The sequence below is a fragment of the Chryseobacterium sp. D764 genome (genome assembly GCF_019317325.1).
Lineage (GTDB): Bacteria > Bacteroidota > Bacteroidia > Flavobacteriales > Weeksellaceae > Chryseobacterium.
In genome coordinates, this window is sequence record NZ_CP079219.1 from 281,887 (window position 1) to 294,546 (window position 12,660).

The 12,660-nt window shown below is 37.2% G+C and carries 10 protein-coding genes; all 10 read right to left on the reverse strand.

Translation table 11 applies throughout. The features are described 5' to 3' along the window. Positions 1-158: 158 nt before the first annotated feature. On the reverse strand, positions 159-2,633 hold the full coding sequence (locus KYG33_RS01250; protein WP_219072522.1) for a glycosyl hydrolase family 95 catalytic domain-containing protein: 2,475 nt from the start codon (positions 2,631-2,633) through the stop codon (positions 159-161). 48 nt (positions 2,634-2,681) lie between these two features. Further along, complete coding sequence (locus KYG33_RS01255; RefSeq protein ID WP_077416238.1) at positions 2,682-3,584, reverse strand: alpha/beta hydrolase; 903 nt, start codon at positions 3,582-3,584, stop codon at positions 2,682-2,684. 55 nt (positions 3,585-3,639) lie between these two features. Next, positions 3,640-3,981, reverse strand: coding sequence for a cupin domain-containing protein (locus KYG33_RS01260; protein ID WP_077416240.1), 342 nt, complete (start codon positions 3,979-3,981; stop codon positions 3,640-3,642). 160 nt (positions 3,982-4,141) lie between these two features. Then, the gene (locus KYG33_RS01265; RefSeq protein WP_077416242.1) at positions 4,142-4,879 is read right to left on the reverse strand and encodes a rhamnogalacturonan acetylesterase; all 738 of its coding nucleotides are present in this window, start codon (positions 4,877-4,879) and stop codon (positions 4,142-4,144) included. A gap of 69 nt (positions 4,880-4,948) precedes the next feature. Beyond that, positions 4,949-5,929, reverse strand: a complete 981-nt coding sequence (locus tag KYG33_RS01270) for a pectinesterase family protein (RefSeq protein ID WP_077416244.1) — start codon at positions 5,927-5,929, stop codon at positions 4,949-4,951. Between the two features lie 5 nt (positions 5,930-5,934). Beyond that, complete coding sequence (locus KYG33_RS01275) at positions 5,935-6,846, reverse strand: alpha/beta hydrolase (protein ID WP_219072523.1); 912 nt, start codon at positions 6,844-6,846, stop codon at positions 5,935-5,937. Positions 6,847-7,008: 162 nt separating this feature from the next. Next, positions 7,009-8,676 carry a glycoside hydrolase family 28 protein gene (locus KYG33_RS01280; RefSeq protein WP_219072524.1) on the reverse strand — a complete coding sequence of 556 codons (1,668 nt, stop codon included), beginning with the start codon at positions 8,674-8,676 and terminating at the stop codon, positions 7,009-7,011. A 1-nt stretch (position 8,677) separates the two neighbouring features. Beyond that, a complete protein-coding gene (locus KYG33_RS01285) occupies positions 8,678-9,520 on the reverse strand; it encodes a rhamnogalacturonan acetylesterase (RefSeq protein ID WP_180564058.1) in 843 nt (280 codons plus the stop codon). A 184-nt stretch (positions 9,521-9,704) separates the two neighbouring features. Continuing rightward, complete coding sequence (locus KYG33_RS01290; RefSeq protein WP_180564057.1) at positions 9,705-11,345, reverse strand: glycoside hydrolase 43 family protein; 1,641 nt, start codon at positions 11,343-11,345, stop codon at positions 9,705-9,707. 50 nt (positions 11,346-11,395) lie between these two features. After that, the gene (locus tag KYG33_RS01295) at positions 11,396-12,655 is read right to left on the reverse strand and encodes a glycoside hydrolase family 105 protein (protein ID WP_219072525.1); all 1,260 of its coding nucleotides are present in this window, start codon (positions 12,653-12,655) and stop codon (positions 11,396-11,398) included. Positions 12,656-12,660: the final 5 nt, after the last annotated feature.

Genomic DNA, 12,660 nt, shown 5'->3' on the forward strand with positions numbered 1-12,660 from the left:
AATATATTTATTCAATCGGTTGCACTTTATTATTAATTGAAATTATTTAATAAATTGGTTTTTACAAATAAAATTCCCGCAGATTTCAGAATTACATAGGTTATTTACTGTGAATTCTGAAATCTGCGGGAGATTTTCTGCTTATTATTTATTACCTATTATTTTGATTCAAAAATATACGTTTGTCCTTTTTCAGTATCAAAATCAAAAACCTGCGTTTCAGGAATAGGGTAACCTTTTAATTCAGCTCTGTCTGAAACTAATGGCGTTTTAATAGCATTCACCTGATAATATGGATTTGAATTTTCTTCTGTTGCGGAAGTAAAACTTGTTTTAGATTTTAGCTGAATATCTTTCGCAATTCTGATTCTGGCATTTCCTCCCAGAGAAGATTTCACAACCAGTTTCATCAGTTTAGAATTTTTCCATTCGATATCGATTTCAAAACCACCTCTTGCTCTTAACCCTTTCACAGAACCATTGGGTAAAGCATCAGGAAGGGCCGGCAGAATATAAATATAGCCATCATAGCTTTGCAGTAATAGTTCTGCAATTCCTGAAGTACATCCAAAATTTCCATCAATCTGAAATGGCGGATGTGCATCCAGAAGATTAGGATACGTTCCTCCTGATTGACCTTTTGTTTCCATTGGAGCGGGTGTTAGCTGATCTAAAATTAATTTAAAAGCTTTGTTTCCGTCCAATAGTCTTGCCCACCAGTTTACTTTCCAGCCCATTGACCAGCCTGTGGATTTGTCACCGCGGTACGTCATGGAATTTTTTGCAGCTTCTGTTAAATCAGGATTTCTGAAAGGAGAGATTTGCCCCGACGGAAAAAGTCCGTACAGATGCGAAATATGTCTGTGTTTATCATCGGTTCTGTCCATATCTTGAAGCCATTCCTGCAATTGGGTGTGTTGCCCGATCTGCATGGGCGGAAGTTTATTTAAAGCCGATTTTACTTCATCCGAGAGGTTTGTATCTTCATTTAGAATTTTTGAAGCATGAATGAAATTATTAAAAACATCAAAGACCAACTGATTATCCATCGTTGTTCCGGCCGTAATTCCCACACTTTTCATGTAGGTGTTTTCAGGCGACATGGAAGGCGAAACCACCAGAAATTTTTTCGAAGGATCCTGCTGCAGGACATCGAGATAAAACAAGGCACAACCTTTCAGAGCAGCATAATGTTTTTTCAAAAATTGCTGATCTCCGGTGTACAGATAATGATTCCAGATGTGCTGAGTCAGCCATGCTCCGCCTATCGGCCACATTCCGTAAAACCCGCCGTCTACAATTCCTGTGATCCTCCACAAATCTGTATTGTGATGCATATTCCAGCCTCTGGCGTGATACATTTCTTTGGCAGATTCCTGTCCGGTCACCGATAAATCCTGAATCATCTCAAATAAAGGTTCGTGCATTTCGCTGAGGTTTGTATTTTCAGCTGGCCAGTAGTTCATTTCTGTATTGATGTTCACAGTGTATTTGCTGTCCCAGGAAGGATTCAGCTGATCGTTCCAGATTCCCTGAAGATTGGCAGGCTGAGTTCCCGGTTGTGAAGAAGATATTAAAAGATAGCGTCCGAATTGGAAGTATAAAGCCACCAGATCCGGATCTTCTGAACTTCCAAATTCTTTAATTCGAAGGTCAGTTGTTTTTTTCGCCTGTTCTGTTGTTCCTAAATCAAGACTGACACGTTTGAAATATTTCTGATATTTTTGAATGTGAGCTTTTAATTCAACATTATATTTTTTATGTAAAGCTGATTGTAAATATTCCGAAACTCTCGCATCTGGATTTCCGGAAATATCATTATACTTTTTAAAATTCGTAGCAATCGAAACATAAATGACCACTTCATCTGCTCCGGAAATTTCAAGTTGATCGGTTGTTGAGGTTAGTTTTCCGCCTTTTAAAATAGGAAAAGCCACTGTTTCAAAATTAATTTTTCCAGTTTTATTATCGGAAGAACCGCTTGTTCCGGTAATCACCAATTGATTTTTCTCTGTAAAAATTGATTTCTTCAGGTGTGGAGTAGAAGCATGAATAGAAAAATTAAGATTTCCTTTTTTACTGGAAGATAATTTAATCATAATCACGTTGTGCACAAAAGATGAGAAAATTTCACGCTTGAAAGACACTCCATTTACTTCGTAGGAAACGGTACTGATTGCCTTTTCAATATCTAACGTCCGGGTGTAATTTTTAAAATGTTCATGACCTTTAAAATCCAGAAACAGATCGCCCATCGTCTGATAAGGCATTCCATAATTCAAATCTTTTGGGGCAGCTCTTGGATACGTTGTATTTGATAGTTTTTGAGCTTGTTCAAACTGGCCTTCATTTAACAGTTTTCTGATTTTTTGGATGCTGTCGAATGTATTTTTCGGAACATTATTTCCCGGTTCTCCTGCCCAGATTGTTTCTTCATTAAGTTGAAGATGTTCCTGCGAAACTCCACCAAAAACCATAGCCCCTAATTTTCCGTTTCCAATCGGTAAAGCTTCGTTCCAGTTTTCTGCAGGCTTGTTATAAATCAGTTTTAAGTTTTGTTGCGCCTGAACTGAAACTGAAATCACCATTCCAAAAGCCAGTAAAAAGATTTTATGTTGCTTGATTTTTAGCATCTTTTATTTGTTAAAATAGTTTCGTTTTCTGATATTTTTAATTACCCATTACTTATTGTTAATGGTTTTAAGCCAGTCTGAACATAATTTTTTCCAGTTATCCGTCAGTTCAGATTTATTCGTAATTCCGATTTTATGTTCACCTTCAGGAAAAATAAACATTGCTCCCTTCACTTTATTTTTTATCATTTCCTGATAGTATAAAATACTGTTCATCACAGGAACGGTTTTATCATTTTGGGCATGAAATAAAATGGTGGGCGGAGTTTTTTCCGTTACCCGGTTTTGCATTGAATATTCTTTGATTTTTTCAGGAGAAGCATTTTCACCAAGTAAACTATTTCTGCTTCCAACATGAGCAAATTCCCCTAAATCAATAACCGGAGAGACCAGAATCGCAAAATTGGGAATCGTAGGAATTGAAGTCCAATCTTCTTTTAATTCGGTATAATCTGTAGAAATATTACTCACAGATGCTGCCAGATGTCCACCTGCAGAAGTTCCGATGACCCCGATCTGTTCCGGCGAAATGCCGTACTGCTCAGCATTTTTTCTGAGATATTTTATGGCTGCCTGGATATCCTGTAACGGAGCAATTTCTTTTTGTTTCAGGTCTGGAGAAGTCGGCAGCCGATAATTTAAAACAAAGGCCGAAATTCCTTGGGTATTGAACCATTTTGCGATCTGATAACCGCCCAAATCATAAGTGAGTTTGTAATATCCACCGCCGGGAATGACGATCACAGCCATCTGTTTTCTTTCTTCTTTTGGAGGTAAAAAAGCAAAAAGCTCGGTTTCTTTTATCTGTATGATTCTTCCGTCTTTTTCTTCTGTTTTTAAGGGCAACCCTTTAGAATTTGGCATCTGACCTTTTGGCCAGACCATGATTTTTTCCTGTGCGGATAAATGAAGCGTGAAGAAAATTAATAGCAAGAATGCAATTTTTTTCATAACTAGATCATTTGGGTAAAGCTTGTTTAACCTTATAAGGTTTGAATTTTAGAAATTAATCTTTAAGAAAATCCTCTCTAAACGGTGTAAAAGCATCAATTAGCTGTCCCGCTTCCAGACATTTCACTCCATGAAAAATATTGGGCTGCGCGAAAAATCCGTCACCTTGCTGTAAAATTTTTGTTTCACCATTAACTGTTATTTCAAACTTTCCTGAAGCAACATAGGTAATCTGCGAATGAAAATGCTGGTGCAAAGCTCCGATTGCATCTTTTTCAAACTTTACAATCACCATCATCACCTGAGAATTGTAACCCACAAATTGTCTGGAAACTCCGGCTCCTAAATCTTCCCATTCTGAATTACCATCGAAGAAGGGTTCTTTTTTGAATTTCATTTTTTATGTTTTTGAATTATTATTTAATTAAAATTTTAAGTCCAATTTGTCATTCCGTAGAATATAAACTTCGTATTATCAATGAATTATTTAGATTCCACGCTACACTTCGTTCAGCTCTGAATGATAAATAAGCTGTTTAATTACTTACGTTAAAGAACTATTTAATATATTTCTCCAAGCCGATTTTTAAACTCTTCAAATTCTTCAACGCCAGTTTTGCAACTGATTCTGCGCCTAATGTTGATAAATGAGTATCATCGTCTTTTCCTTTCGGATAGTAAGGATCTTCTCCTTCTTTGTAATGCAGATGTAGTTTTTTTGAATTTTCAGGACCGTAAGAAACTTCCAGTTGTTCTGTCAGTAACTGCATATCTACAAACGGAACTTTCAGATCATTGGCCACCATTCTTACCACTAAAGGGTATTCTTTATGGGTATCAATCAAAACTCCGTTTTCATTGAAATTTCTTCTTACAATAGAAGTCATCAGAATGGGGTTGGCTCCTTTTGCTCTGGCTTCGTTCACATATCTTTCCAGATTGGCTCTGTATTGCGTATAAGGATTGGTGAATTTCGTGGAATCTTTTAATTTCTGGTCGTTATGGCCAAACTGAATAATAACAAAATCACCTTTTTTTAACTGTTTTTCAACTTTATCCCATCTGCCTTCAGTCCGGAAGCTTTTTGAACTTCTGCCGTTCATCGCATGATTCTGAATTTCAATTCCTGTTGTTAAAAACTGTGGCAGAACCTGTCCCCAACCGTGTTCTGGATTTTTATCCGGATTTTCTTTGTTGGCCATAGTAGAATCGCCGATGAGGAATAGGGTTGGCTTTTGTTGAGCAAATACGAATGTTGCTAAGCAAATGTATACTATTAAAAGTAGTTTTTTCATTTTAAATAATTTTTTAATTCGTTTTCTTTTGTCTTAAAATCGGCGTAGTCAAACAAAAGAACCAAAAGTTCAAGACTTATTACTCATGGTTGGTTTCCAACCATCAAAAATTTTTTCTAAAGTATAATTTTTCAAATCTTTTTTCGTCAGCTGATGTGACCAGCTTACCCGTTTGGAGATATTTCCTCCTTCCCCTTTGCTGCCAGATTCTGCATAATAAGTGGTCTTTTCTTTATCAGGAAACATTTTGTCGCCTTTCCAGGGATTCCAGCCTTCGGGAAGGATGTGTTTTCCCATTTCGGTGTTAATGAAAACGGTTTTGGCGTAAGGTCTCCAGGGTCTTCCCAAATAAACTTTTGTAATGCCTTCTTTGGCGATTAATTTACAGTCGAAAAAGACAAAGCCATACTTTCTGTCGGCTTCTGTTGCAGCTGCGGTGATGTAAGAATCGGCTAAGCTTTTAATCGTACAATTTTTAAAAACAACCGTTGCCTGTCCGAAAATAAAATCTGTTGTTCCTTCGATATAGCAGTTTTCGAAATATTGCCTGCTGTGGTTGGTTGCGGAATAAATGGTATCCTGACAGCCCAGAATATTTGAGTTTTTAATCACAAAACGGTCACCTTCCACATGGAGAGAAACTGCCTGTCCTTCATTACACGAAGAATTTTGAATCGTCAGGTTACTGATTTTAATTTCATCACCCATCACTGATAAAGTGTAAGAATTGAAGGTTGTCATCTTTTCATTAAAAGAATTCAATTTTCCTGAAAAATCATTGTTAGTGATGATTGTGTTGTCTTTATTTTCGCCTTCTAATGTGATTTTATGTTTTGAAGAGGGAATAACAACTTTTTCATTATACGTTCCGGATTTAATAAAAACTAAAGCTTCTGCCGGACCTAAATCTCTGATAGAATTGATCGCTTTTTGAATGGATGTGAAATCTCCGCTTCCGTCTTTGGCTACGATAATTTTTATGTAAGGATCATTTCCTGCAAAGAGAAAATTTGCCGTCGATATGAACAGAATTAAAAATAATTTTCTCATAAAAGCTATTTCAAAACTTTATTTAAAAAGTCAACCGTTAAATTCAATGTTTCTGTAAACCAGGGTTCTGCCGACCAGAAAGAATGCGGGGTATCTTTGATTTCATGAAACTCAGTCGGTATATTATAGCTCTTCAGTTTTTTCATCATATCGTCTCTTCCTGCATGAAAACGTGGCTGCGAACTGTTGATGAAAAGGGTAGGAGGTGTATTTTTATCCACATACTCCAAGGGTGAGGCTTCTTTCCAGATTTTCGGATTGTCTTTTTGTTGATAACCCAGCCAATAAGCATCGTAGGTTCCTTCTTTTCCGGATTCTTCATGAACAAATGAAACAACGCCGTCTACATTGACGATAGCCTGTACTTTAATCTTTTTCCTGACACCGACTAAAGTGGCGATCTGTGCTCCGGCAGATTCACCCAAAACCACCATTTTCTTTTTGTCTAAAGAATATATTGAATGATTTTTCTTCAACCATTGAATGCCCGTTTCAATATCTTCAACCCCGGCAGGATATTTTGCAACATCTGCCAACCGGTATCCGATAGCAATTACTATATAACCTTTTGAAGCCAGCTCCATTGCCATAAATTTTTCATTCTCCTTACTTCCCGAGACCCAGCCACCCCCGTGAACCATTGCAATTCCCGGATGTTTTTTTGATGTATCGAGAGGATAGTAGATGTCAGCTTTTAACGAAAATCCGTTGATATTGGTATATTTTACATCTTTATCAACTCCAATGTTTTGTGGAACAGGCCGGTCGATAGGTGTGATAAAAGGATATTTTTTCTTTAATTTTTCATATGTCGCTTCATTGGTGTAAGGAGTAGCATTCGGTCTGTTTACCTGCCCAAATGCCATTGTCCCTACAAAAAAAATAGAAATATAAGTATGTTTTCTGTTAAAATTCATGTTGTCAAATTTTTAAATTTTGAACCATTATGAATATTGAAGGAGTTAAGTTTAATTAAGAAAATCATTCTGATTTTAAAAGTATTATTCAAAGCAAAGCTCAACTTAATATTCTTAAAAACTTAATCAATCTTAATGGTTTAATCTTATTCTTGATGCATTTTATTTAACTGCGTTTTTCGCTACATCTTTTCCGATGGAAAGTGAATTTTTATCGGATATCACTTCTTTAGGAACCAATACAGCTCCCGTTTTGCTTCCTAAGACTTTCACAACAGGTTTATTGGCAGATTCAAACTTCACCGTTGAAAGATTGATGTTTTTACTGTTGTAAATGGTTGCTCCCGTTCCTTCTGTATATTTCAGTTTTACATTTTTCAATTGAATGCCGTCTGCGTCTACAATTGTTAATGCTTTTCTCGTATCAAACTGCGAATCTTCAATGACAATATTTTTAAGATTCATTTCTGCTAACCCGAATAATGTAATGGCTTCATCAGAATTAACGGCATTGATGTTTTTAAAGAAAATATTTCTGAAAACCGGTGTTTCTTCTGTTACCGGATATACTTTTTCAGGGGCCTTGTTACCTTCCTGTTTTTGTCCGTCCTCCAATACCGGAGAAGCTCCTTCGTAGAACATATTAAAACCAATTGTCTGTGTCGGAATATTGATCATGTCAATATTTTTAATGTAAATATTTTCAACAATTCCACCTCTTCCACGGGTTGTTTTAAAACGAAGACCGATGTCTGTTCCGATGAAGGTACAGTCGGAAACGTGGATATTTCTTGCTCCGCCGGACATTTCACTTCCGATAACAAAACCTCCGTGACCGTGGTATACAACATTGTTTTTAATAATTACATTTTCAGTCGGCATTCCTCTTTTTCTGCCATCCTGGTCTTTTCCTGATTTTATACAGATGGCATCATCACCCACGTCAAAAGTATTATCGTAAATCAAAACATTTTTACATGATTCGAGATCTACACCGTCTCCATTTTGTGAAAACCATGGATTTCTTACTGTAAGATTTCTTAAAATAATGTTGGTACACATTAACGGGTGAAGATTCCATGCCGGAGAATTCTGGAAAGTTGGTCCGTCTAACAGCACTTTATCACAACCGACTAAACTTACCATTACCGGACGGAGAAAATCTTTAACTGTTATCAATTCATCTTTAGAAATTTTATCGGGAACATTGAAGCTTGAGCTGCTTTCAAATCCTTTTTTATAACTTTCTGAAGGGAACCATGTTTTTCCGTCTGCAGATAATAATCCACCTGATTTCACAATGTTTTTCCATTCAGATTCTGAAACTTTACTTTTTTTGATGGCTCTCCACGCATCACCGCTTCCGTCGATTACCCCTTTTCCTGTGATGGCAATATTGGTTGCATTTTTCGCAGAAATAGGAGATTGGCAACGAATGGTATTTAACCCTTCAAAACTTACGTCAACCAAAGGGTAATCTGCTTTATCTTTACTGAAAATGATGAAAGCGCCTTCTTCCACGTGAAGATTGATGTTGCTTTTTAGTTCAATAGGACCTGTTAGCCACATTCCGCGGGGAACAACCAATTTTCCGCCGCCTTTTTTGCTAAGGTCTTCGATTGCTTTTTTGAAAGCTTCCGTATTTTTTACATTTCCGCCTGCAATGCCACCATACTGTGTGATGGAAACGGTGTTGGCTGCAAATGAAGTTTCTGCAACCTGAGGCATTTTAAACTCAATGTTTTTATAAATATCCGGGGTCTGAGCATACGTTTGCCCTGAAAACATCATGACTGCTACTAAACCGATAATTGTAAGAGACTTCTTCATTTTATTTTTTTTGAGTTTTAATTACTTTTTTAAATTCCTGGTAAATAATGGACGCTACTGCTTTTGCACCTTCCGGCTGAAAATGGGTATTGTCTTTTTGACCCTTTGGATAGGCTTCATACACATTCTCAGGGAGATTCATGAAATAGTGATTCGTTGTAAAATCCTGTCCCTTTTTGGTGAAATATTCCATGGATAATCTGTTTAAATCTATGTAAGGAACATTCATTTCTTTAGCAATATCAATCGGTGCCTGTGCATATTCTCCGTGTACATTTTCCAGTTTGCCGTCTTTCCATGGATAATTTCTGGCAACGGGTGTTAAGATTATAGGATTTGCCCCTTTTTGTTTTGTCTGTGTTACAAATAATCTTAAAAATTCTTTATATCCTTCAATATTTACATACCGTTCTGTATGCTTTTCAGAACCGTCATTATGACCAAACTGCATGATCACATAATCGTTCGGCTGCAAATGTTCATATACATATCTCCATCTTCCTTCCTGAAAAAATGTTCTGGTACTTCTTCCGCCATGAGCTCTGTCGATAACAGCAACAGAATCTGTTGTCATCGCGGGTTTCAGAGATGTCAGACTGTCTTTTGTAAAATAGGGCTGAAAAACCTGTCCCCAACCGGTAATCGGATAACGAACTTTCATATAATCTTTTCCAGGTTCGTAATCTCCGGTATAATCTGCCATTGTGGAATCTCCGATAAGATAAATATGGGTGACTTTTTTATTGTGTTTTGCCGTTGTCTTTTGGGCGTTGTTTTGTGATTGACATGAAGACAACAGCAAAACGACGAATAAAAATGAAACTATCTTAAATTTTCTTTTCATGACTAATATATCTTGTTGGCAATCGCAAAGACGCAAAGTTTTTAATCTTAATTATGTTTTAAGGCGCAAGAAAATCAAAGATTTTTAACAAAATATTCAGTATTAAATTTTATCGAAGATAAAATCCTTGCGCCTTAATGCATATACCTTTAAATTTTCTTTGGGTCTTTGCGATTTACCAACTCTAATTTTTAGTAATTCTAAACCAGTCAAAATCTGCATATCCTCCGCGAGGTGCTTTGGTTGTGCTAACGCTATATAAACCGACTTTAGCGCCAATCCATTTTCCGGGTTTTGCCTGAAAGATGTCACCTGCTTTTGTGAATTTTTTTCCGTTTTCACTGTAACTGAACTGGCATAAGCCGTTCGGTTCACTTACATTTACTTTTAAATAGGCTTCGTTTCCTTTTAATTTTGTTTCAAACAAGACTTTTTCTTCACCTCCTTTATCTGCTTTTTCGGCTCTTCTTAACTGAAGATAAAACCCATCAGGTTTGTTGGTGATTACAATTGATTCATGATCTAACCCCATCACTAATAAACCTGCAGTTTTTCCTTCTTTAGCATCTTCGGGAGTCAATTTAACTTTGGTAGAAGCTGCAAAATTCGGAGCCGGGAATTTTTGAGTTAACAGATTCGGAACGTTCCATAGATTTTTTTCACCTTCAGGAACTTTTATAGAAAATAATCTTAAAAATTTTTGTCCCGGGAGTTTGGATGACCAGACGATATTTTCGTTGGCACTCCATTGCCATTGAATTCCTAATTTTTCACTATCAAATTCATCTGTTTCAGGAGGTGTAGCGACAGGGTAGGATTGCCCCACGTTTGGTTTTTTATACGTTAAAACCGGTTCTCCGATTCCGTTTTTATTATTATCAGTTCCAATAAATGGCCAGTCTTTTTCCCATTTCATTGGTTGTAAATGAACAACTCTTCCGCCCGCATCCACATCCTGGAAATGGTAGAACCAGTCTTCCCCTGAAGGGGTATCTACCCAGGCTCCCTGATGAGGTCCGTTGATTTTTGTGGATCCTTGTTCCAGCACTATTTTTTCTTCGTAAGGACCATAAATATTTTTTGATCTTAATACCAATTGCCAACCGGTTGCAACACCGCCTGCGGGAGCAAAAATGTAATAATATCCGTTTCTTTTATACATTTTCGGACCTTCCACGGTTGGATGTGCATCGTGGCCATCGAAAACATGAATACCTTTATCCAGGACTTTTGTTCCTTCAGGATTCATTTTATTAAGCGTCAGAATACTTTTTACTCCGGCTCGGCTTCCCGCCCAACCATGGACTAAATAAGCGTTTCCATCCTCGTCCCAAAACGGACAAGAGTCGATTAACCCTTTTCCTTCCATTACCAAAACAGGCTTCTCCCAAGTTCCCAGCGGATCTTTAGTTTTCACCATATAAATTCCGAAATCGGGATCGCCCCAATAAATGTAGAACTCTCCTTTATGGAATCTGATGCTTGGTGCCCAAACTCCGTCGCCTCTTTTTGGTGTGGAAAAATGGTCGTTTGGAAGAACATCAGGAAGTGCATAATTCACCAGTTTCCAGTTCACCATATCTTTTGAATGAAGAATGGGCAGCCCCGGAGCTTCATTGAAACTCGAAGCGGTCATATAATAATCTTCACCCACACGAATAGCGTCCGGATCAGAATAATCTGCGTATAAGACAGGATTTCTGTAATTTTTTCCCTGATCGGCAGTCCAGACTTCGGAAACATAGTGTTTTTCCTGTGCGTTGAGGTATGTTGAAGCAACTGAAAATAATGTGATTGCTGCTATATTTAAAATTTTTGTCTTCATAAAATCAGATTCATTATCTAGGTAATAGGAATTAGGGTGCGGGTCTTAGTTTATTTTTCAAACTCTAAACTTGCCAAAATGAATGGTCCTGTTCCTTTTCCATCGTTTGAACGAACTTCTTCGTTTACATAATATTCGTAAGAGCCGTCTCTGTATGGTTTCCCTCCTAATCCGGCAACTGCACAGCATTTATTTAAATTGACCACTCCGTTTTCATCAACTGTGATTAAATTTTTGATAATTCCGTCGTACCCTTTTTTTGCAGCAGCTTTGTATGATTTTGGAAGATAACCTTCGTTAACCGATTTAATGATCGTATAAACGAACATTGCTGATGCTGTTGCTTCTTCATAATTCCCTTTTTCCAAAGGCTTGTCTAAGACCTGGTACCAAAGGCCGGATTTTTTATCCTGAACTTTAATGACAGCATCTGTATAAGATTGTATATAAGAAATTAATTTTGCTCTTCCCGGATGGTCTTTAGGTAAATACTCCAACACATCTACCATGGCCATTCCGTACCAGCCCATTGCTCTTCCCCAGAAATTTTGAGAAAGCCCGGTTTCTTTATTTGCCCAGGCTTCTTTTTTACTTTCATCCCAGGCGTGATAAAGAAGTCCTGTTTTTTTGTCTAAAAGATTTTTCTGAACAGAATCAAATTGGAAAACAATATCATCATACGCTTTCTGAGCATCTGCTCCTTTAGTGAAATCTTTTGTATAATGGGTGTAGAAAGGCATTCCCATATAAAGTCCATCCAGCCAAACCTGGTAAGGATAGATTTTTTTATGCCAGAAAGATCCTTCATTGGTTCTTGGCTGCCCGTCGATTTGTAAACGTAAAGTTTGAAGTGCCTTCAGGTATTTCTCTTTTTTCTCTTTTTCATAAAGGTAAAGAAGAACATTTCCGCTGTTAAGCATATCAATATTATACTTGGAAAGGTCGTAGGTAAGAATTGTACCGTCTTCTTTAATAAGGTCTTCACCGAAATCGCTGATATAGTCGTAATATTCTTTTTTGCCTGTTTTTGCATATACTTTTTCTGCTCCGTCCAAAACAATCGCTGAGGGGTAGGTCCATTTGGGGCTTTTACTGAAATCAAGCATCCAGGCTTGTGGGAATCTCTGCATTTCGGAAAGCAGCATTCTTTCTGACCATTTCAAATTGGCAGGAACTACTTTTCCTGATTTTGAAGTTTCTGTTGAAGGTTTTGCTGCGGTTATATTTTTGGTCTGAGCACAGGCCAGGAACATTCCTGAACCTAGAATGGCCACAGCGTATGCTTTTATTGTATTATTAATGAAATTCATGATCC